Annotated in this window: 18 protein-coding genes; 16 read left to right on the plus strand and 2 right to left on the minus strand. The window is 33.9% G+C overall.

The features are described from left to right. Positions 1-61 precede the first annotated feature (61 nt). From JJJ02_RS06375 to JJJ02_RS06415, 9 genes are all read left to right on the plus strand, one after another. Positions 62-655, plus strand: a complete 594-nt coding sequence (locus JJJ02_RS06375) for a peptidylprolyl isomerase (RefSeq protein WP_240838070.1) — start codon at positions 62-64, stop codon at positions 653-655. A 361-nt stretch (positions 656-1,016) separates the two neighbouring features. Continuing rightward, entirely contained in the window at positions 1,017-1,217 is a 201-nt protein-coding gene (locus JJJ02_RS06380; protein ID WP_111715502.1) for a hypothetical protein, read from the plus strand. After that, positions 1,201-1,458, plus strand: a complete 258-nt coding sequence (locus tag JJJ02_RS06385; RefSeq protein ID WP_170122427.1) for a DUF1871 family protein — start codon at positions 1,201-1,203, stop codon at positions 1,456-1,458. Before JJJ02_RS06380 ends, JJJ02_RS06385 begins: the two co-directional genes overlap by 17 nt. Positions 1,459-1,535: 77 nt before the next feature. Further along, positions 1,536-1,907, plus strand: coding sequence for a S1 domain-containing post-transcriptional regulator Ygs (gene ygs, locus JJJ02_RS06390; protein ID WP_096078102.1), 372 nt, complete (start codon positions 1,536-1,538; stop codon positions 1,905-1,907). Between the two features lie 152 nt (positions 1,908-2,059). Then, on the plus strand, positions 2,060-3,604 hold the full coding sequence (pruA, locus tag JJJ02_RS06395) for an L-glutamate gamma-semialdehyde dehydrogenase (protein ID WP_240838072.1): 1,545 nt from the start codon (positions 2,060-2,062) through the stop codon (positions 3,602-3,604). A 100-nt stretch (positions 3,605-3,704) separates the two neighbouring features. Further along, positions 3,705-4,898, plus strand: coding sequence for an ornithine--oxo-acid transaminase (locus JJJ02_RS06400; protein ID WP_099580466.1), 1,194 nt, complete (start codon positions 3,705-3,707; stop codon positions 4,896-4,898). 92 nt (positions 4,899-4,990) lie between these two features. Continuing rightward, entirely contained in the window at positions 4,991-6,238 is a 1,248-nt protein-coding gene (locus JJJ02_RS06405) for a Glu/Leu/Phe/Val family dehydrogenase (protein ID WP_111714358.1), read from the plus strand. Positions 6,239-6,580: 342 nt separating this feature from the next. After that, positions 6,581-7,741 carry an iron-containing alcohol dehydrogenase gene (locus JJJ02_RS06410; protein ID WP_240838074.1) on the plus strand — a complete coding sequence of 387 codons (1,161 nt, stop codon included), beginning with the start codon at positions 6,581-6,583 and terminating at the stop codon, positions 7,739-7,741. 161 nt (positions 7,742-7,902) lie between these two features. After that, positions 7,903-8,772 (plus strand): glycerophosphodiester phosphodiesterase, encoded by an 870-nt coding sequence (locus JJJ02_RS06415; RefSeq protein ID WP_240838076.1) that lies wholly within the window; start codon positions 7,903-7,905, stop codon positions 8,770-8,772. Between the two features lie 13 nt (positions 8,773-8,785). On the opposite strand, the gene argH is transcribed toward JJJ02_RS06415, so the two are convergent. After that, entirely contained in the window at positions 8,786-10,162 is a 1,377-nt protein-coding gene (argH, locus tag JJJ02_RS06420) for an argininosuccinate lyase (protein WP_111714361.1), read from the minus strand. Beyond that, positions 10,155-11,360 carry an argininosuccinate synthase gene (locus JJJ02_RS06425; protein WP_111714362.1) on the minus strand — a complete coding sequence of 402 codons (1,206 nt, stop codon included), beginning with the start codon at positions 11,358-11,360 and terminating at the stop codon, positions 10,155-10,157. Before JJJ02_RS06425 ends, argH begins: the two co-directional genes overlap by 8 nt. Before the next feature lie 293 nt (positions 11,361-11,653). On the opposite strand from JJJ02_RS06425, the gene JJJ02_RS06430 reads away from it, so the two are divergent. From JJJ02_RS06430 to JJJ02_RS06460, 7 genes are all read left to right on the plus strand, one after another. Beyond that, the gene (locus tag JJJ02_RS06430; protein ID WP_240838079.1) at positions 11,654-13,000 is read left to right on the plus strand and encodes a glucose-6-phosphate isomerase; all 1,347 of its coding nucleotides are present in this window, start codon (positions 11,654-11,656) and stop codon (positions 12,998-13,000) included. A 95-nt stretch (positions 13,001-13,095) separates the two neighbouring features. Next, entirely contained in the window at positions 13,096-13,695 is a 600-nt protein-coding gene (locus JJJ02_RS06435) for a TVP38/TMEM64 family protein (RefSeq protein ID WP_111714364.1), read from the plus strand. Next, positions 13,692-14,180: a signal peptidase I gene (gene lepB, locus JJJ02_RS06440; protein WP_255724809.1), complete on the plus strand. Its 489-nt coding sequence runs from the start codon at positions 13,692-13,694 to the stop codon at positions 14,178-14,180. Before JJJ02_RS06435 ends, lepB (JJJ02_RS06440) begins: the two co-directional genes overlap by 4 nt. 11 nt (positions 14,181-14,191) lie before the next feature. Beyond that, positions 14,192-14,752, plus strand: coding sequence for a signal peptidase I (gene lepB / locus JJJ02_RS06445; protein ID WP_239242299.1), 561 nt, complete (start codon positions 14,192-14,194; stop codon positions 14,750-14,752). A 61-nt stretch (positions 14,753-14,813) separates the two neighbouring features. Next, entirely contained in the window at positions 14,814-18,173 is a 3,360-nt protein-coding gene (addB, locus tag JJJ02_RS06450) for a helicase-exonuclease AddAB subunit AddB (protein WP_240838083.1), read from the plus strand. Beyond that, positions 18,154-21,618 carry a helicase-exonuclease AddAB subunit AddA gene (gene addA, locus JJJ02_RS06455; RefSeq protein ID WP_240838085.1) on the plus strand — a complete coding sequence of 1,155 codons (3,465 nt, stop codon included), beginning with the start codon at positions 18,154-18,156 and terminating at the stop codon, positions 21,616-21,618. Before addB ends, addA begins: the two co-directional genes overlap by 20 nt. Then, on the plus strand, positions 21,615-22,658 hold the full coding sequence (locus tag JJJ02_RS06460; protein ID WP_240838087.1) for a hypothetical protein: 1,044 nt from the start codon (positions 21,615-21,617) through the stop codon (positions 22,656-22,658). Before addA ends, JJJ02_RS06460 begins: the two co-directional genes overlap by 4 nt. The last annotated feature ends 7 nt before the right edge of the window (positions 22,659-22,665 follow it).

Below are 22,665 nucleotides of genomic sequence, written 5' to 3' on the forward strand. Positions count from 1 at the left end.
TTTCTCATCCTTTTTGTGTTAATATATTATGGTAATAATCATATCATGAAGGAGCTTAAAAATGACTAATTTTCCGCAATTAAATACAGAAATTTCAGAAAATGAACGCTTAGTTGAAATGGTAACAACAAAAGGGACTATGAAAATTAAATTATTCCCGGAAGTTGCACCTAAAACTGTAGAAAACTTTATTCAGTTATCTGAAAAAGGATACTACGAGGGTATTATCTTCCACCGTGTAATTAATGATTTTATGATTCAAGGGGGAGACCCAACTGGCACTGGTATGGGTGGAGAAAGTATTTATGGAGATAAATTTGAAGATGAATTCTCTATGGATGCATTCAACTTATATGGCGCTTTATCTATGGCCAATGCTGGGCCAAACACTAATGGCTCTCAATTCTTCATCGTTCAGATGAAACAAGTACCAGCTCAAATGTTATCACAATTAAAACAAGGTGGATGGCCAGAAGAGATTGTTGATAAATATGCTGAAGTTGGTGGAACACCTTGGTTAGATCAAAAGCATACAGTATTTGGTCAAGTCGTTGAAGGATTTGATGTATTAGAAACAATCGCTAATGTTCAAGTTGGTCCACAAGACAAGCCGGTAGAAGACGTAGTGATTGAAAAGATTAACGTATTAAAATAAATGTTGCATAGGGCTAAACGCTTTGTCGACGACCTGGATAAACGGCGTCGCACTTGCAGTCCTTTCGACAAAAACAAAACTTTCCTTAAATCAAAGAGCGATTTATAGGAAAGTTTTTTATTTTGCTTAGCACTAAACGCAAGTTCGACGACCTGGATAAACGGCGTCTTCAAAGCAGACGCTAGGCAAACTTCAACAAAGCATTCAAAATCAAAGAGCGATTTTTTAGCATTGTTTCCAGTTTGCTTGCGTCTAAACGCTTTGTCGACGACCTGGAATAAGTCATGAAATGTTCATGACTTATTCTTTTTTTGTGAATTTTTAATGATATAATAATTTATTAGATTAGGGGTGATGCATGATGATGGAATTTTTATATTTTCCGGAAAATAAGTGGGAATATGTCCCGGCAGTGTTATCATTAATATTCTTTATGACACTTGCGTATATTTCTTTTAAAATGTTTAAAAGAAATTCACTGAAACAAGAAGAAAAGTTTAAAATATTTGAAGCTGAAGTGATGCGAAAACTTGAGGATGAACGCCATGAATCCAGATTTTAATATAGCAATGTACAAAATTTTAAACAACTGGAACCCGATGCAACTTGAAGATGCTTCTCAAGGAGATATGGAATATTACGAAATAATGGATATCGTACATCAAAAATTATCTATTGACGAAACAATTCAGAGAATATCAGAAATTTTCATGCATAGTTTTGAACAGTCACCTGATAAACAAGAAATTAAAGATATTTTAAATGAAATTTATAAATTACGTGCAACTTGTGAAATCGTGTAGCAACTTACTAGCTACATGATTTTTTTATACTCATTTTTATGGTAAAATAATGATATTAAAAATGAGGGATAAATATGATGAATAAAAAGTACAAAAAGGGACAGTTTATTAAAGTTAAAGTGACAGGCATACAACCATATGGAGCATTTGTTGAGACTGATCAGCATACAGAGGGATTAATACACATTTCTGAAGTGATGAATGATTATGTCCACAACTTAAATTTATTTCTCTCAGTGGGTCAAATTGTTAAAGCGAAAATTCTCGACATTTCTGAAGATGGTAAATTAAATTTATCTTTAAAAGAAAACGATTATTTTAAACGTCAGGAACGAAAAAAGGAAAAGAAATCAGTACTTGAAGAACTTAAACAACCAGAAAATATTGGTTTCGAATCGTTACGAGAAAAACTGCCAGAATGGGTAGAAAAGGGAAAGAAACTACAATAAGTACAGTGGTTTCTTTCTTTAATTTATGCATGTTTGTGCATAAAAAATTATTTTGCAAAATTTAAGTATTAAGGGTTGAAGTATTTCTTAAAATTAGTCATTATATAGTATGTAAGGGTTTTCTATTAAACAAACAAAGAGGAGGCAATGTAATGATTTCGTACAAACACGAACCATTCACAGATTTTAGCGTCGAAGAAAACAAACAAGCGATGTTAAAAAGCTTAGAAACAGTAAATGCATATTTAGGAGAAGATTATCCATTAGTAATTGGTGGAGAACGTGTAATGACTGATAACAAATTACGTTCTTTCAATCCTTCAAATAGAGAAGAAACTATTGGTCATGTATCTCAAGCAACTCAAGAACATGCTGAGAAAGCTATGGCTATTGCAAAAGAAACATTTGAAACTTGGAGATCAACTAATCCAGCTATGCGCGCAGATATCTTATTCCGTGCAGCAGCGATTATTCGCCGCAGAAAAATGGAATTCTCAGCACTTTTAGTTAAAGAAGCTGGTAAGCCATGGAATGAAGCAGATGCTGATACTGCAGAATGTATTGACTTCTTAGAATTCTATGCGCGTGAAATGTTACGTTTAAAAGACGGTGTTAAAGTTGAAAGCCGTCCAGGCGAATACAATAGATATGATTACATCGCATTAGGTGTTGGTGTGGTTATCTCACCATGGAACTTCCCATTAGCGATTATGGCAGGAACTACTGTTGCACCATTAGTAACTGGAAACACAGTATTATTGAAACCATCTTCAAACACTTCTGTAGTTGCATATAAATTCGTAGAAGTTTTAGAAGAAGCGGGTATGCCTAAAGGTGTAGTAAACTATATTCCTGGTTCAAGCCGTGATATTGGAGACTTCATTGTGGATCACGTTGACACACGTTTCATTTCATTCACAGGTTCACGTGATGTTGGTGTTCATATTTATGAGCGCGCAGCAAAAGTACACGAAGGTCAATTAAACTTAAAACGTGTTATCGCTGAAATGGGTGGAAAAGATACGATCGTTGTTGATAGCGAAGCTGATTTAGAGTTAGCTGCTGAATCAATTGTTAAATCTGCATTCGGATTCTCAGGTCAAAAATGTTCTGCATGTTCTCGTGCAATTGTATTAGAAGATGTTTATGATGAAGTTGTTGCAAAAGTAAAAGAAAAAACTGAAAAATTAACTGTAGGTAATCCAGAAACGAACGAACACTTCATGGGACCTGTTATCGACGAAAAATCTTTAAATAAAATTAAAGAATACATTGAAATTGGTAAACAAGAAGGTAAATTATTAGTTGGAGGAACGACAGAAGAGTCTGTTGGTAACTTCGTGAATCCAACAGTATTTGTAGATGTTAAACATGATGATCGTATTATGCAGGAAGAAATCTTTGGTCCTGTTGTAGGAATTGCTAAAGCAAAAGATTTCAAAGAAGCGATTAAATTTGCAAACGATACTGACTACGGTTTAACTGGTGCAGTCATTACAAATAATCGTGAACATTTAGAAGAAGCACGTCGTGACTTCCATGTAGGTAACTTATACTTCAACCGTGGATGTACTGGTGCGATTGTTGGATACCAACCATTTGGTGGATTCAAAATGTCAGGTACAGACTCTAAAGCTGGTGGACCTGATTACTTAGTACTTCACATGCAAGGTAAAACAACTTCAGAAATGCTTTAATTTCGATGTTTGTACTTTAACAATCAAATAATTAATTTAATAAAGCAGTAGTGTGAATTCACTACTGCTTTTATAAAAAATTGTAAAAAGGGGAATAATAATGACTAAATCACAAGATATCATTGAAATTACAAATCATTACGGTGCACCAAACTATCACCCACTTCCAATCGTTATCTCTGAAGCTGAAGGAGTATGGGTAAAGGATCCTGAAGGGAATAAATACATGGATATGTTATCTGCTTATTCAGCAGTTAACCAAGGGCACCGTCATCCTAAAATTATTCAAGCATTAAAAGACCAGGCTGATCGTGTTACTTTAACTTCACGTGCATTCCACAGTGATCAATTAGGTCCTTGGTATGAAAAGATTTGTAAGCTTGCTGGTAAAGAAATGGTATTACCTATGAATACTGGGGCTGAAGCGGTTGAAACTGCTATTAAAGCTGCACGTCGTTGGGCATATGATGTTAAAGGTGTAGCAAAAGATCAAGCTGAAATTATCGCAATGAAAGGTAATTTCCATGGTCGTACGATGGCTGCAGTATCTTTATCAAGTGAAGCAGAATATCAACGTGGATACGGTCCATTATTAGGTGGATTCAAATTAGTTGAATTTGGTGATATTGAACAAATCAAAGCAGCAATTACACCTAATACAGCTGCAGTATTACTTGAGCCAATTCAAGGTGAAGCAGGAATCAATATTCCAAAAGACGGATTCTTAAAAGAAGTTCGTGATCTTTGTACTGAAAACAATGTATTATTTATCGCTGATGAAATTCAAGCTGGTCTTGGACGTTCTGGTAAAATGTTTGCTACTGATTGGGATAACGTAGTGCCAGACATGTACATTTTAGGTAAAGCATTGGGTGGCGGAGTATTCCCTATCTCATGTGTATTAGCAGATAAAGAAATTCTAGAAGTATTTAATGCAGGAAGCCACGGTTCTACATTCGGTGGTAACCCATTAGCTTGTGCAGTTTCAATGGCAGCTTTAGATGTTCTGGTTGATGAGAAGTTATCTGAACGTTCTTTAGAATTAGGGGAATACTTCCAATCTAAATTAAAAGAAATCGACAATCCAATTATTAAAGAAGTTCGTGGTAAAGGATTATTTATCGGTGTTGAATTAACTGAAAATGCACGTCCATATTGTGAACAATTAAAAGAATTAGGCTTATTATGTAAAGAAACACATGATACTGTAATTCGTTTTGCGCCACCATTAATCATTTCTCAAGAAGATTTAGACTGGGCGATTGAAAAAGTTAAATCTGTATTCGAAAAATAAATGGTAGCGTTTTCAAAAAGGGCTTTTAAAAGATTTTAAATATGTTACAATAAAAATTGAAGTACTTAAGAATGAAAAAGAGGGCGAATAACATGTCAGAAAACACTACAAGTTTAGTATCATCTACACAAAATATAATTCATGAAGCATTGGATAAACTTGGTTTCGATGAAGGAATGTACGATCTAGTTAAAGAACCTTTACGTTTATTAACAGTGCGTATTCCAGTTAAGATGGATGATGGAACAGTAAAAACTTTTACAGGTTACCGTGCACAACATAACGATGCAGTAGGACCTACTAAAGGTGGCGTTCGTTTCCATCCAGATGTTGACGAAGATGAAGTTAAAGCTTTATCAATGTGGATGACTTTAAAATGCGGTATCGTTGATCTACCATATGGTGGTGGTAAAGGTGGAATCGTTTGTGACCCACGTCAAATGAGTATTCACGAAGTAGAACGTTTATCACGTGGCTATGTACGTGCAATTTCTCAAATTGTTGGACCAACAAAAGATATTCCTGCACCGGATGTATTTACAAACTCACAAATCATGGCTTGGATGATGGATGAATATAGCATGATGGATGCGTTCAACTCTCCAGGATTTATTACAGGTAAACCGATTGTATTAGGTGGATCACAAGGACGTGACCGTTCTACTGCATTAGGTGTTGTAATTGCGATTGAAGAAGCGGCGAAACGTCGTGGAAAAAAAATTGAAGACTCACGTGTTGTTATACAAGGTTTCGGTAATGCAGGAAGCTTTTTAGCGAAATTCTTATATGACATGGGTGCTAAAGTTGTAGGTATCTCTGATGCACATGGTGCATTACATGATCCAAACGGATTAGATATCGACTATTTATTAGACCGTCGTGACAGCTTCGGTACTGTAACGAACCTTTTTGAAGATACAATTACAAACAAAGAATTATTTGAGTTAGATTGTGATATTTTAGTACCAGCAGCAATCTCTAACCAAATTACGAAAGATAACGCACATGATATTAAAGCTGAAATCGTAGTTGAAGCAGCAAATGGTCCAACTACACCAGAAGCAACTAAGATATTAACTGAACGTGGTATCTTACTTGTACCAGACGTTTTAGCAAGTGCTGGTGGTGTTACTGTATCTTACTTCGAGTGGGTACAAAATAACCAAGGTTACTACTGGACAGAAGAAGAAGTAAATGAAAAATTACGTGAAAAATTAGTTAAAGCGTTTGATAATGTTTATTCATTAGCAGAAGCTAGAAAAGTAGATATGCGTTTAGCAGCATACATCGTAGGTATTAAACGTACAGCAGAAGCTGCACGTTACCGTGGATGGGCATAAGATTATTGAGACACACTCTTTTATGGGTGTGTCTTTTTTATTAATAAGTTCTGAAATTGGGGAATCACCAATTTCGAAAGAGAAAAGTAGTCTGAAATTGGGGAATCACAAATTTCGAAAGAGAAAAGTAGTCTGAAATTGGGGAATCACCAATTTCGAAATAAAAAAGTAGTCTGAAATTGGGGAATCACCAATTTCGAAATAAAAAAGTGGACTGAAATTGGGGAATCACCAATTTCAAAAGTGGATATTCTATGTAATGAGTCATTTTTAAGTCGAATAAATACCAAAAATCGAATATTTCTAATACAATAAACACAAATATAAAGGAGATTATAAAAAATGAACGATTTTACATTTCAAAATCCAACGACTTTAGTCTTTGGTAAAGAGAGTACTGACCAATTACCACAAATGATTGAAAAATTTACTGAGGGTAAGAACATCTTATTAACATATGGTGGAGGTAGCATTAAGAAAACAGGTCTTTATGATCGTGTTATCAAATTATTAGAAGGCTACAATGTGTTTGAACTTGCTGGTATTGAACCAAATCCACGTCTTTCAACTGTAAAAAAAGGTGTGCAGGCAGTAAAAGATAACAATATTGACTTTATTGTTGCAATAGGTGGGGGTTCAGTTATTGACGGTACTAAGTTAATCTCTGCTGCTTCAACAAGTGATGTTGATCCGTGGGATATCGTTACAAGAAAGGCAACTGTTGAAAGTGCAGTTCCTTTTGGAACGATTCTTACAATCTCAGCTACTGGTTCAGAAATGAATTCAGGTAGTGTGATAACTAACTGGGAAACAAATGAAAAACTTGGTTGGGGTTCTCCACTTGTATTTCCTAAATTTAGCTTGTTAAATCCAGAATTACTATATACATTACCTAAAAATCAGACAGCAAATGGTATTATCGATAGTATGAGTCATTTACTGGAGCAATATTTCAATGAAGCGTCAAATACTGAAATCGGAGATGCGATGATCAGTGGGGTAATGAAAGCAATCATGAAAGCTGGTCCTGTAGCAATGGAACAACCTGAAAACTACGAAGCACGTGAGACAACAATGCTTGGCGCAACAGTTGCATTAAATGGTTTCATGCGATTAGGATATGCTGGGGACTGGGCGACACATAATTTAGAGCATGCAGTTAGTGCTGTATATGATATCCCACACGGTGTCGGATTAGCAATTATCTTCCCGGAATGGATGCGTTATGTGAGCAAGAAATCTCCAGCGCGATTCGTTAAGTTTGCTGAGGATGTATTTGATGTCGATAGTCGTTTATCTGATGAAGAGAAAATTAATTTCGGAATTGATGCGATTTCTAATTTCTGGACTTCTCTTGGTGCACCAACGAAATTATCCGAAGTTGGCGTAAAAGAAGAAGACTTAGAAGTATTTGCAGAGAAAACTTTAATCTATGGACCTTATGGTAACTTCTATAAACTTCAAAAAGAAGATATTATGGCAATTTATCAAGCCGCATTATAAATCTTTGAAAGCCTAACATAGGCTTTCTTTTTTTTAGATTTTTGATTAATTTTGTAAGCTAAATGTAAAAATTCTAAAGTTTATTTCTTAATTCACATTTATTGATTAACTTCTATTAAAATTTATTTGTTACATTAATTAAATTTTGCGGAGGTTATACAATGAGAAAAACAATTCAAGTGATCATTGCTACTTTATTAGGTATTACTTTAACTACACCACTTTCAGTCAATGCAAAAACGTTGAAACACGAAGCATTTATGAATGTTGCACATCGTGGAGCTAGTGGTTACGCACCTGAACACACGTTCTTTGCATATGACAAAGGGCATTATGAAATTGGTGCAGATTATATTGAGATTGATTTACAAATGACGAAAGATGGTCATTTAATTGCATTGCATGATGAAAAGTTAGATCGTACGACAAACGGTACAGGTTTAGTTAAAGACCACACATTAGCGGAAATTAAACAACTAGATGCTGGCTCATGGTTTAATGAAAAGTATCCTGAGTATGCAAATGAAGCATATGTTGGCGCTCAAGTACCAACATTGGATGAAGTGATCAGTAGATACGGGAAAAATGCTAATTACTATATTGAAACGAAGTCACCGGACGTTTACCCTGGAATGGAAGAAGCTTTATTAGCAGTGCTAGATCAACATGGTTTACTTAAAAAAGGGCGTTTAAAACAAGGACATGTTTTAGTACAATCATTCTCAAGCGAGAGTTTATTAAAAATGCATCAACTCAATTCAGATGTTCCTTTGGTACAATTAACAAGTAAAGGATTTATGTCTTCAGCAACAGAAGCAACATTACGTCAAATTAAAACATATGCTGATGGCTTTGGTCCAAGCTTTCAGGACTTAACGAAAGAAAATACAGCATTACTAAAATCAATTGGTTTTGAAATACATCCTTATACAGTTAATAAAGAAGATATGCGACGTTTAAATGATTATGGTGTCGATGGTGTATTCACAAATTACCCGGACGTTTACGAACGTATTTCAAATGAAAAATAAAAACAAGGCGAGTCTAATTTAACTTAGACTTGCCTTGTTTTATTTGTGCTAAAACTGATTGCGTGCTTGTACCGTTATAATTTGTTCTTCGTTCAACGGCAGATTTTGGAGCTAATATTATATAAATTTCATCATTAATTTCAGGATGAATTGCTTTGTATCTTTCTAACGAAACATCTTTTAAATATATGTTCTCTTTTATACATTCAGCGACGAGTTTACCTGTTATAGCATGTGCTTCTCTAAATGGTATACCGAATCCGACGAGGTAATCAGCAAGTTCAGTTGCATTTGAAAAGTCTTGTTCAAGCGTATTTGAAATATTTTCTTTATTAATTTGCATTGTATCGATCATGCCGCTATAAATTGTTAAACTATCTAAACAAGTCTCAATTGAGTCGAAGAATGATTTCTTATCTTCCTGTAAATCTTTATTATAGGCAAGCGGTAATGATTTAAGTGTCATTAGCATACCAATATAATTGCCAGCGACTGTTCCGGATTTGCCACGTACGAGTTCTGCCATATCAGGATTTTTCTTTTGAGGCATAATAGATGATCCTGTAGAATAAGCATCACTCAACGTAATAAAGTTAAATTCATGAGAACACCAAATGATGATTTCTTCTGATAATCTGGATAGATGCATCATGATTAGATTGATATTGTTCATTGTCTCAAGAATATAATCTCGATCACTTACTGCATCGATACTATTTGGGTAAATGTGATCAAAGTTTAATAGTTCAGCAGTCTGTTGCTGATTGATTGGATAAGTAGTTCCTGCTAAAGCACCTGAACCAAGCGGTGAGATATTAATACGTGATAGACTTTCCTCTAATCTTTCTTTATCACGTTGTAACATCCAGAAATAACTCATCAAATGATGTGATAATAGTATCGGTTGTGCACGTTGTAGATGTGTATAGCCTGGAATAATGACTTCAATATTATCTTCTGAAACATGAAGGATACTTTGCTGAAGTTTTGTGAGCGCATCAATCATTAACTTCACTTTTTTCACAGTAAATAAATGCATATCTGTCGCCACCTGATCATTACGTGAACGCCCAGTATGCAGTTTTCCAGCAACTGGCCCAATTTTTTCAGTCAACAGATGTTCAATATTCAAGTGAATATCTTCATACTTTGATGAAAAAGTAAGTGTATTGTTTTGATGATCCAGCTTAAGTGATTCGAGTCCTTCTTTAATTTGTTTTGTTTCATCATGCGTTAAGATATTACTATCACCAAGCATTGTGACATGAGCAATACTGCCTTCAATATCTTCATAAAATAGAGCCTGATCAACATCGATAGACTGATTGAATTTCTCAACGAGCGCATCCATGGATGCTTCAAAGCGTCCTCCCCATAATGCATCACTCATTAAAATCACCTCTGTAAACCTCTGTTGCTAATTTTGTAGGTAATTCGTATATTTCAATAAAGCCGACACTTGCTTGTTGATTAAACGCATCCTCTTTTGTATATGTTGCGAGTTTCTCATTATATAGTGAGTTATCACTTGTACGTCCAACAACAGTAATATTACCTTTATACAGTTTAACTTTAACTTTTCCATTTACATATTGCTGCATATCATTGAGCATATTTCTAATATGATCTGATAATGGAGAGAAGTATAGTCCATTATAGATGAGGTTTGCAAATTGTTGTTCAACATATGGTTTAAAGTGTTGCACATCTTTCGTAAGCGTTATTGTTTCTAAAGCCTGGTGGGCATTAATAATAATCATAGCACCTGGTGCTTCATACACTTCACGAGATTTAATACCGACAAGTCTATTTTCAACGTGATCAATTCTACCGACGCCGTGTTCCCCACCTATTTTATTCAGTTGTTTAATCAGTGTATGTAATGGTAAGTTTTCTCCATCGATTGCAGTTGGCAGTCCGTCTTTAAACGTAATTTCGAGATAAACTGGATTGTCTTGAGCATCAACGGGTGACTTTGTTAATTCGTAGGCATCTTCTGGTGGTTCTATATATGGATTTTCTAAAATACCACATTCGTTACTTCTTCCCCATAAATTTTGATCGATAGAATACGGTGAATCAAGATTGATTGGAATCGGGATGTTATGTACTTTAGCGTATTCAATTTCTTCTTCACGACTAAATCCCCAATCACGCACAGGTGCTAACGTCTTTATACTCGGATCTAAACTATGGATTGCAACCTCGAAACGTACCTGGTCATTTCCTTTTCCTGTACAACCATGTGCGATATATTGCGCATCGAACTGATGTGCAACTTTTACAAGTTCTTTAGCGATAAGTGGACGGCTAAGGGCAGAAATTAAAGGATATGTATTTTCATATAAAGTATTACCTTTAATCGCATAGCTTAAATAATCTTGTGCATAAACTTCTACCTGGTCTAACATAATGGATTCAATTGCTCCAACTGTAAGAGCTTTTTCTTTTACAGTCTGAAGATCTTTACCTTCGCCAACGTCTAGACAACAAGCGATGACATCATAACCTTTTTCAATAAGCCATTGAATAGCAACACTTGTATCTAAACCTCCTGAATATGCAAGTACAACTTTTTCTTTTGCCATAAATAAAAACCCCTTTATAATAAATATTTGATATTATGAATTAATATACATATAAAGATAGCAGAATAGAAAATTGATTTCAAGTGTTTTATTCATAAAAGTGCATAATTATAGAATAATAATTTTGTTTAATTATTATTTAAGTGCTCTATAACAAGTATTCTAAGAAAGAATCAAATGTCATAAAAATTTAAATTTTATAAATATGTATACGCTTACAAAATGCGATTCCATTGAGATGTATGTTTGGTTAGAGTACAATAAATGTGAATTTACAAACAGGAGGATTTATGATGACACATATTAAATTTGATTACAGTACAGCTGAAACTTTTTTTGGTCAGCACGAATTAGAGCAAATGCAGTCGATTGTTAAGAATGTACATAGCACAATTCATGATGGAACAGGTGCAGGTAGCGACTTTCTAGGATGGGTGAACTTACCGAAAGATTATGACAAAGAAGAATTTGCACGTATTCAGGCTGCTGCGAAAAAGATTCAGTCTGATAGTGAAGTGCTGGTAGTTATCGGTATCGGCGGGTCTTATTTAGGAGCGCGTGCAGCGATTGAAATGTTAAACAAATCGTTTGATCATTTAAAAACTGAACAAGGTAAACCTCAAATCATCTTTGCAGGCCACCAATTATCTTCTTCATACTTAAGCGACTTAATCGAATATGTAAAAGATAAAGAATTCTCAGTTAACGTTATCTCAAAATCAGGAACGACAACTGAACCTGCTGTAGCATTCCGTGTATTTAAGAAATTATTAGAAGAAAAATACGGTAAAGAAGACGCGAAGTCTAGAATTTATGCGACTACTGACAAAGCTAAAGGCGCTTTAAAATCACTTGCAACAACTGAAGGATATGAGACATTTGTTGTACCTGATGATGTGGGAGGACGTTTCTCAGTATTAACAGCTGTAGGATTATTACCGATTGCAGCAAGTGGTCATGATATTGAAGCAATGATGCAAGGTGCAGATCAAGCGCGTATCGATTTAGGTTCAGATAGCTTAAAAGAAAATATTGCATATCAATATGCCGTTATTCGTAATGTTCTTTATAATAAAGGTTACACAATCGAAATGTTAATCAACTATGAGCCGAGCCTTCAGTACTTCAATGAATGGTGGAAACAATTATTCGGTGAATCTGAAGGTAAAGACTTTAAAGGTATTTATCCATCAAGTGCCAACTTCTCTACTGACTTACATTCATTAGGACAATATGTTCAGGAAGGTCGTCGTGATATTTTTGAAACAGTTGTGAAAGTACAAAATCCAAGAGCGGATATCACAATTGAAGCGGACGAAAATGATTTAGATGGTTTAAACTTCTTAGCGGGTAAAACGTTAGATTTCGTCAATACGAAAGCATTTGAAGGTACAATTTTAGCACATAGTGATGGAGGAGTTCCAAACTTAGTTGTAGAAGTACCTCAACTTGATGCATTTACTTTCGGATATATGGTTTATTTCTTTGAATTAAGTGTTGCAATGAGTGGTTATATTTTAGGTGTGAATCCATTTAACCAACCTGGTGTTGAAGCTTATAAACAAAACATGTTTGCATTATTAGGTAAACCAGGATTCGAAGATAAAAAAGCTGAACTTGAAGCACGCTTTAATAAATAATATCGTTGTCTAATTGAGCTAAGGTGTATTGCCTTAGCTTTTTTAATGCACTTTTTCTTTAATTTCGATAAAATGAGATGAGAGTAGGTGGCGTTATGGATTTTATAATGCAGTATTTTAGTGAAGAAGCAATCAAAGGATACTTTGATACTTTTGAATCATTTGGTATCATCATTGCATTCTTACTACCTTTTATCGAAGCATTTTTACCGATATTACCGATTGCTTTATTTGCAGTTGTTAATGTAAATACATATGGTCTTTTTTGGGGGTTTATTATTACTTGGTTGGGTGCTTTTTGTGGTGCATATATCGTATTTCTATTAATAAGGAAATACGGACAACACAAATTTCTGAGACACCTCAATAACCACCCTCATACTTTGAAATTCATTAGACGTATTGATGAAAAAGGTGTCATGCCGTTATTCATTTTATTGTGTTTTCCTTTTACACCATCAAGTGTGATAAACGTTGTCGCTGGGTTAAGTACAATACCCTTGAAACAATATCTTATTGCTGTTTTAAGTGGAAAAGCAGTAATGCTATTCATATTAAGTTTTATCGGTAACGATATATATTCCTTTGTTAGAGAGCCGAAAAAGAGTATAATTGTAGCTATAGCTTTATTCATTTTATGGATGATCGGAAAGCTTATTGAAAGGAGTATTACACATAACGAGGCCAAACGATGAAAATTAAAAGTATTGTTTTTTCGTTAGTATTTTCACTGATTTTTATCATGTTATTACGTTCTTTTTTTATTTCTAACTATATAATTGCTGGTCATTCAATGGAACCTACATATCATGATGGTGATCGCGTACTCGTCAATCAATTCATTGATATTATAATTGAACCGCAAATAGATGATGTATACTTTTTTAAACTGAATGAAAATGAAACTATGATAAAACGTATTATTGCAACGCCGGGTGATTACATAAAAATATCTAAGAACACGCTTTATATTAATGGAAAGAAGTCAAGATACAGTGATTCGTCGATGCAGCTATTGCTAGATGATAAGGTGAGAAAATATCGTACTGTTCCGCAGGATTGTTACTTAGTTCTTGGAGATAATATAGATGATAGTACTGACTCAAGAACATATGGATGTATCAGTCGAAATCAGATGTTAGGAAAAGTGATATATACGTATTGGCAGAATAAAAAATAAGAGGTGGCAATTTGAAAAAGGAAATCGTAGAATGGTTGATTGCGATAGCAGTTGCAGTAGCTCTAATATTTGTAATTAATCAATTTTTATTTGTAACGTATACCGTTAAAGGAGATTCAATGGATCCTACTTTAAAAGACGGTGAAAAAGTTATCGTGAACAAGATTGGTTACACATTAGGAAATATTGACAATGGAGATGTGATTGTTTTCCATGCAGATGAAAAAGCAGACTATGTAAAACGTGTTATCGGTAATGCTGGTGATACAGTTGAGTACAAAGATGACCAATTATATGTTAATGGCAAAAAAGTAGATGAACCATATCTAGAAGAAAATAAAGTAGCAAAAACAAATATATTATTAACTGAAAATTTTAGTGTTAAAGATCTAGTAAATGCAAATGGGAAAAATAAGATACCAGAAGGTAGCTTATTAGTATTAGGTGATAATCGTGAAGTAAGTAAAGATAGTCGTTATTTTGGTTTAATTAAAGAGGAACAGGTGGTCGGAGAAGTTGCATTACGCTACTGGCCATTCAATAGTTTTCATTACAATTTTGATTCAAAATAAAAACTAACGCACTTTTTATAATTTATTATAAGAAGTGCATTTTTTTTAGGAGGTAAATTTTATGTCCGTTAAATTTTTGATGGGTAGACGTGGTACCGGTAAAACGCATTATATTATCGAATCCATTAAAGATAAATTGAAAGAACAAGCATTAGGTGATCCAATTATTATGATTGCACCGAGACAGAGTACATTTTCAATTGAACAAGCGTTAAGTCATGATGAATTAATCAAAGGAAGTATGCGTACTGCAATATATTCTTTTGATCGATTATATTGGCGTCTGAAAAGTGAACTTGGTGGCACGGATTTATCATTGATTTCAAAAGCGGGCATTGAGATGTTGACGTATGACGTATTATTGCAGCAACAAACGCAATTACGTCGTTTCCAGACATCGAGCCAGTACTATGGATTTAGTCAAAAACTCAGTCAGACGATCAGTGAATTAAAAAAATATAATGTAACAGTTGAGCAATTAAAAGCTTTATCGACTGCTAACTTAGAAGTAAGAACGCAGGATAAACTGCATGATATTGCACTTGTTTATGATCATTTAAATAATGAAATGAACAATGAATTTATGCAATCTGAAGACACACTCTATCATTTAATTCAGCTGATAGAATCATCTGCATCAATAAAGCAATCTGATATATATATAGATGGATTTTATAATTTTACGACAATCGAATATTTAGTTATTATAGCGCTGTGCAGACATGCAAAATCTGTGACGATTGCATTAACGATTGATCCGGAAAAGCGAAGTGATCTATTTCGTAAAACAGAAGAAACTTATCATGATATTACAGAATACTTAAAGACTGTTCATATTGATTTTGAAATCAAAAAATTTATTACGAAATATCGTTTTAAAAATGCAGCTTTAAACCATTTAGAAGAAAATTTCGATGCAATTCATGTAGATGCTTATCCTGAATCTTCAATTGAAATATTAGAATCAGATAACATCCAGTCTGAAGTGAATGCAATTATGCATAAAATATATAATCTAGGAAAATCTGAATACAGGTATAAAGATATCGCCGTATTATATCGCGATCAATCTTATGCGGATGCTTTAATAAAAAGAGCAAATCAACTGAAGATTCCTTATCATACGGATAAAAAAGAAGTGATGCATCATCACCATAGTATAGAATTAATTCGTTCATTACTTGATTTCTTTAAAAATACTTATCAAATCGATCATCTGTTTAGAGCACTAAAAACAGGTTTACTCACGAAAAATGTTGAACGTTTAGACATACAGTTTGTTGATATGCTTGAAAATGTAATGATAACACGAGGTATGCAATATAAAGACTTGATTCAAAGAAGAAAGCTTCAATTTAATAAAGATGATATGTATTCCACGGAAGTGTGGGAGCAGTTTTTACAATACATAGATACGACACTGGAAATTATTGAGCCTTTAAGAATTAGTTTGATGAATGCTACGAATGCGAATGAATTTGCTACACACTTATATCAATTCCTTTTAAATATTCAGTTACCTGAATATTTGATGGCAAGCCGTGATAAGATGCATGAAGTGGGACAAAATTATAAGGCGCTTGAGTTTGATCAATTGTTAACAGGGATTAACCAAGTGCTGGACGATTTTGTTGAAGTACTACGTGATAAAGATTTACCTTATCAAGTAATGGCAGAAATCTTAGATGTTGGACTTGTTGCTTTAGAATATAGTGCTGCGCCACAAGGCTTGGACCAAATACAAATTTTGAACTTAGATTTAGCTAAAGTTGAAAATAAAAAAGTTATCTTTATTTGTGGACTGAATGATGAAATATTACCACGTCGCATCAAAGAAGATGCAATTATTACTGATTATGAAAAAAGAAATATATCAGATATCGGTGGCTTAAAATTAGCACCAACCACTGATTTATTGACGCAAGATGAACGTTTTGTTGCGTATATAGCGATGACCAATGCAGCTGAATTGCTTTTCCTGTCATATAGTTTGATGAATCAGTCTTATGAGGCGATGCGTCCTTCTCCTTTTATTAACGATATTAAAGGCATCACTCTTACCCATACAGTTAACACGTCACAATTTAAACCAAACGAACGAATAACGACGATAAATACTGGTATTAATGTTGCAGCGCATCATTATCAGGATGCTGAGTGGCAGGCTATTATTAACTACTACATTAACAATGGCTACAGCGACATATTTGATTTAGGTAGATACCGTAACCAGACAAAACCGCTGAATGAAATAAATATTGATACACTATATGGTGATGTTATAAAAGCAAGTGTATCGCGCTTTGAAAGCTATAATCAATGTGCTTTTAAACATTTTGCTGATCATGGATTAAGACTGAGACCTCGTGATAATTATGAACTGCAAAGTTTCCAGCTTGGAAATATTTATCATGAAGTATTGGCCTATTTAGGTGAAACGTTTAAAGACCAATTATTTAACATTTCTAAAGAGGATATCAGACAAGCAGTACGTCAATATTTAGCACAATATTTACCGAACGTACAGTTTGAAATAATGTATTCTAAACAACATTATCGTTTTATGATGCTTAAGATTGAAGCGATGCTGACGGATACATTTAGCATGATTCAGTCACATCAGAAACAAAGTAAATTTAAGATGGCTAAATTTGAAACTCGATTTGGTAAAGGCGGAGCACTTGAAAGCCAGAAGATTAATTTACCTGCAGGAAAAAAGGTCGAAATTAGTGGTCAGATAGATAGAATTGATATATTAAATCATATGAATCAGGATTATGTCTCTGTTATAGACTATAAATCCGGGTCTACAGCCCTTGACTTACGAAAAGTTTATTATGGCATTCAGATGCAGATGATGACGTATATGGATGTCGTATTACAAAATAAATCAGCCCTTGGACTTAAAGAGACAACACTTCCTGCAGGGATGCTGTATTTTCATGTTTATGAACCAAAGCTTAAGTTAAATCATAAAAATGAAATGTCTGAAGATCTGTTAAAGAAAAGAGCTGCGGCATACAAGATGGACGGTTATATTATTGATGATTTAGACTTGGTGAGTTATTTTGATAATGCGATTAGTGAATCGAATAAATCTGATATTGTACCTGCTAGTTTAAAAAAATCAGGAGAATTTACTGCTGCATCAAAAGTATTACCTGTCGATGTGCTTTATCGCTTTATTGAACATAATCGAAATAACTTTAAACAGACGGCGCAAAATGTGTTATCTGGAGACTGTAGTATTATGCCTTTATCATATGATAATAAGTTACCGTGTGATTTTTGTGATTTCAAACCGGTATGTCATATCGATCCAATTTTAAATGCACAGGATATCCGTGTGAAAGATGAGAAGATAGATGCTATTCAAGAAGTAATGAAAGGAGAACAAAATGATGGCGATGACGTGGACTGAAGACCAGTTGCTTGCGATAGAAACAGTTGGTCAGGATACTTTAGTATCAGCGGCAGCAGGCAGTGGTAAGACTGCTGTTCTCGTTGAACGAATTATACGAAAAATAATCGATCAAAAAATAAATATCGATGAAATGCTGATTGTGACATTTACGAATGCGAGTGCCAAAGAAATGCGCGAACGTATTCATGCAAGAATATTAAGTGAATTAAGAAATAATCCAACGGAACATCTTAAAAACCAGCTCATTAAAATTCATCAGGCAGAAATATCAACGCTTCATCGTTTCTGTTTGAATTTAATCGAGAAATATTACTATACAATCGATCTGGATCCTACTTTCAGGACAGGAAACGATGAAGAAATGTCACTATTATTGATGCAGGCGATTGATGAAGTTTTAGAAGAGGCGTATGAACGTCTGGATGATGACTATTTAAAGTTAATCCTACATTTAACAAATGAACGCAGTGACAATGAATTACGCGCCTTACTATCTAAATTATATTACTTTACGATCGCTAATAGTGAACCACTATTATGGTTACAAAAAATGCGAGCAGCATACAGAGATGCACATGTAGAAGATGAAAATTTTAAACGTTTAGCTGAGATTATAGACACGTCTATTCAGCATGCACGATATCTCATCAGACGTGCAGAAAATTACTGCATGGATGAAGTGTTTGAGAAGACGTTAGAATATTTACAGAATATCGATAAAAGTCTTGAAATGCCGAATGGATTAGACGCTCAATATGAACATATTAAAGATATTGCGTTTGGACGCAAACCAGCTGTAAAGACAAAAGACGACCCTGAAGCGAAGACGATGAATGATTTAATCACTAAAGATCTATCTGAAGTAAAGGGTATTATTGCCACGCTTCAAAGTATGTTATATGCGCCACCACAAGAAATGGCAGAAGATATACAGGCAATGTACGGTGAAGTATCAGCACTAACTGAACTAACAGCTCAAGTGATAGAGCGTTTTGCAACATTAAAACGCGAACGTAAAGTCATTGATTTCAGTGATTATGAGCATTTTGCATTAAAGATATTATTATCTGACGGTAAACCAACTGAAATTGCACAAAATTTACGTGAGCATTATCATGAAATTTTAGTCGATGAATATCAGGATACTAACCGTGTGCAGGAAAGTATTATTCAGGCAATCAAAAAACATCCGGAAGCTTCAGGTAATCTATTTATGGTTGGAGATGTTAAGCAATCAATATACAAATTTAGACAGGCTGAACCTGAGCTATTTCTGCAAAAATATGCTGAATTTAAAACAGAGAAAACCGGCAAAGTTGTAGAACTTTCTAAAAACTTTAGATCACGTCTTTCTGTTATTGATGATACGAATGCAATATTTGAACGTATTATGGATACAACGATAGGTGATATTGAGTATGATGCTGCACAAAAACTATATTACGGGGCACCATTTGATGATGAACCACAATCAACAGAAATGGTTGTCATTAATAAAGCGCATATTGAGTTAGAACATCCCGAAAGTCATTATATTGCACAACGTATTCAGCAAATTATTGAAAATGAGCAAGTATATGACGTAAAAACTCAACAATACCGTAAAGCTACATATAAAGATATTGCGATTCTTGAACGTGGTTTTAGTAATGCAGTGACACATATGCAGGTGATGAAAGCATATAATATACCATTCCATGTAAGCAGTAAAGAAGGTTATTTCAAGACCGATGAAATTGAATCTATCATGAGTTATTTACGTGTTATTGATAATCCGCTGCAGGATATTCCGTTAGCAGGTATATTGCGTAGTATTATCTATCAGTTTAGCGCTGATGAAATTGCAACGATTCGATCTATCGATACTTCAATCTATCTTTATCAAAACTTATTGCAGTATAAAGAGAGTGGTGGCAATGATACTTTAAAAACAAAAGTAATAAAAGTATTAAGTGATATTGAAGATTATCGTAACTGTCAACAATCGATGAGTGTAAGTCAGTTAGTGTCATATATATATGAGGATACACATTTTGTTGAAAAATATTTATTACTAGCTGGCGGGCAACAGCGAGAAGCAAATTTAAATAAGTTACTTAGTTTAGCTGATAACTTTGAACAATCAAGTTATCGCGGTGTTTTCCAGTTTATTCGATATATCGATAATATGTTAAATAACCAAAAGGATTTTGGTGAAGTGAATATCATATCGGATGAAGCGGATGTCGTAAGAATGATGACAGTCCATGCTTCAAAAGGATTAGAGTTTCCATTTGTAATCTATGCAGGTCTAAATAAAAAATTTAACTTAAGAGATATGAATTCAGATGTATTACTGGACCAGCGTATGGGATTGTCAATTAATTATTTCGATGCAAAAGCAAATGTTTCATTTCCTTTAATGTTAAACGGTATATTCAAGCATCAGCTCAGATTGTCACAAGTATCTGAGGAATTACGTCTCATGTATGTAGCATTTACACGTGCACGTGAGAAATTAATTTTACTTGGTTCTGTTAGAACGGAAGAAGCAATAGAGAAATATCACAATATTGATATGCACGATAAACTTGATCTTTTCTATCGTATGAATGCTACGACGCCTCTAGCATTTATCCTGCCTGCGATATTACAGCCTGATGCACCACTGCATATTCCGGTCACTATGATTTCTGAACTTGAGTTTATTCAACCAGATATTACTGAACCTTCAGTCGATGCAGATTTAGAAGCATTAAAATGGTTAACTGACTTAGAAAATTATCGTTATCCATATGAGGAAGAATTTACGCTACCGACAAAAGAAAGTGTATCTGATATTAAGAAAGCAGAATTAGAAGACGACTTAACAATGTGGACGTATGTCAATCAATATAAACTTGGTAAGAAACAATTTGACCGACCGAAGTTTATGACAGAACAGAAGAAAACAGCGCAGGAAGTCGGAACATTAATGCATCTCGTTATGCAGCACTTACCACAGAAGAGAATGAATGATAGTGAATTACACGACTTCATTGAAAGTTTAGTTGATAAGAAATTGATTGCTGCTGAAGACGTAGCATATATTAATATCGCGCATATAAAGACCTTTATGTCATCTGAAATTTTCAGTATGTTAATAGAGGCTGAAGAAGTATATCATGAACTGCCCTTTGTTATCGGCAAACAATATTTAGTCGATGCACATCCAGATCAACTTGTACAGGGGATGATCGACTGTGTGTTTAAATATCATGATGAATATTATCTATTAGATTATAAGACAGATAAAGTTGTGCCAAGGTTAGGCAGAACGATTGATGAAACAATACATTCTATGGCAGAGAATTATCGTATTCAGATGACTTATTATAAAGCAGCGCTAGAAACGGTGTTGAATGCCCCTGTAACACCTTATCTGTATTTCTTTGAAGGTGGATTAGTAGAGGTGAAAGCATGAAACAAACTTTAGTACATGTGTTATATGCAATACCACTTATATTATATACATTAAGTGTGGCATTTTTAATCAATCAGCCGATTGAACTGATTAATCCGTTTGAATATTATAATGCAATGGAGATGCCAACTTTATCTTTATATATTATGATGATTTTATTTGTAAGTTTTAGTATGTTCGGATTTATTATTGCTTATCGTTTTTCTATTCTAAGTAAGCTCAATAATAAATCGATGCTATTATTTATACTATTTAGTTTATTATTTTCATTATTTATCACAAGAATGAGTGTGATGTTAGAGCTAGCAGTTATATTACCGATATTAAAGTTTTTAAGCAGAAAACAAATATCTTCCAGACAATATTTGTTGTTGTCTGGCAGTATATATGCTGGATTTTTGTTTATTATCATCATTCCGTTAATGATTCTTTATAAAGATTATGAAGCATTTTTAAATGTAAATCAGTTTCAGCAGTTTATAGAGATTTATAATAAGCATCAATTATTTGATTTCTTACGTTTAAATATAACGTTATTTATTTCACACTTATTACATTATATCGTTGTATTATTTGTCGGAATTATGCCGGGATTGTTAATGGGGATGTATCATCGTAATAAAAGGGAAGACTCAATTAATATCATCATTCAGGCGCTCATTTTTTTAATTAGTGGAACAGCTGTAAAGTTACTTATTTTTAAATTTAGCTATAGCTTTCTGCAATTTTCATTAGCAATTCTTGGTTCAGGCTTACAAGGTATAGGAGTAATGCTATTAATTATCTTGTGTGTAAGATATATTGAGAGGAAGTATAAGGCAGAAGAGATGACACAGCATGCATTATTATTTATAAGCATGATGTGTTTAATTGAACTGATTATTTATAGTTTATTTACTGGAATATATAAATTACCGTATCCTTCAACATCTATCATAAATTTATTACAGTATTCTTTGATAGTGGCACTTGTTATAGCTATATTATTCATTGTTTTAAGTAAATTGAGTGATAAACATTATAAAAATAATAATAGATAAATCTAAA

Origin of the sequence: Macrococcus sp. PK, from assembly GCF_022501545.1 — a bacterium.
GTDB lineage: Bacteria > Bacillota > Bacilli > Staphylococcales > Staphylococcaceae > Macrococcoides > Macrococcoides epidermidis.

Bases quoted from the DNA above. Each gene is read 5' to 3' on its own strand.
- JJJ02_RS06375 (WP_240838070.1), top strand. From the start codon at position 62: ATGACTAATTTTCCGCAATTAAATACAGAAATTTCAGAAAATGAACGC.
- JJJ02_RS06380 (WP_111715502.1), top strand. From the start codon at position 1,017: ATGATGGAATTTTTATATTTTCCGGAAAATAAGTGGGAATATGTCCCG.
- JJJ02_RS06385 (WP_170122427.1), top strand. From the start codon at position 1,201: ATGAATCCAGATTTTAATATAGCAATGTACAAAATTTTAAACAACTGG.
- ygs (WP_096078102.1), top strand. From the start codon at position 1,536: ATGAATAAAAAGTACAAAAAGGGACAGTTTATTAAAGTTAAAGTGACA.
- pruA (WP_240838072.1), top strand. From the start codon at position 2,060: ATGATTTCGTACAAACACGAACCATTCACAGATTTTAGCGTCGAAGAA.
- JJJ02_RS06400 (WP_099580466.1), top strand. From the start codon at position 3,705: ATGACTAAATCACAAGATATCATTGAAATTACAAATCATTACGGTGCA.
- JJJ02_RS06405 (WP_111714358.1), top strand. From the start codon at position 4,991: ATGTCAGAAAACACTACAAGTTTAGTATCATCTACACAAAATATAATT.
- JJJ02_RS06410 (WP_240838074.1), top strand. From the start codon at position 6,581: ATGAACGATTTTACATTTCAAAATCCAACGACTTTAGTCTTTGGTAAA.
- JJJ02_RS06415 (WP_240838076.1), top strand. From the start codon at position 7,903: ATGAGAAAAACAATTCAAGTGATCATTGCTACTTTATTAGGTATTACT.
- argH (WP_111714361.1), bottom strand. From the start codon at position 10,162: ATGAGTGATGCATTATGGGGAGGACGCTTTGAAGCATCCATGGATGCG.
- JJJ02_RS06425 (WP_111714362.1), bottom strand. From the start codon at position 11,360: ATGGCAAAAGAAAAAGTTGTACTTGCATATTCAGGAGGTTTAGATACA.
- JJJ02_RS06430 (WP_240838079.1), top strand. From the start codon at position 11,654: ATGACACATATTAAATTTGATTACAGTACAGCTGAAACTTTTTTTGGT.
- JJJ02_RS06435 (WP_111714364.1), top strand. From the start codon at position 13,096: ATGGATTTTATAATGCAGTATTTTAGTGAAGAAGCAATCAAAGGATAC.
- lepB (WP_255724809.1), top strand. From the start codon at position 13,692: ATGAAAATTAAAAGTATTGTTTTTTCGTTAGTATTTTCACTGATTTTT.
- addB (WP_240838083.1), top strand. From the start codon at position 14,814: ATGTCCGTTAAATTTTTGATGGGTAGACGTGGTACCGGTAAAACGCAT.
- addA (WP_240838085.1), top strand. From the start codon at position 18,154: ATGGCGATGACGTGGACTGAAGACCAGTTGCTTGCGATAGAAACAGTT.
- JJJ02_RS06460 (WP_240838087.1), top strand. From the start codon at position 21,615: ATGAAACAAACTTTAGTACATGTGTTATATGCAATACCACTTATATTA.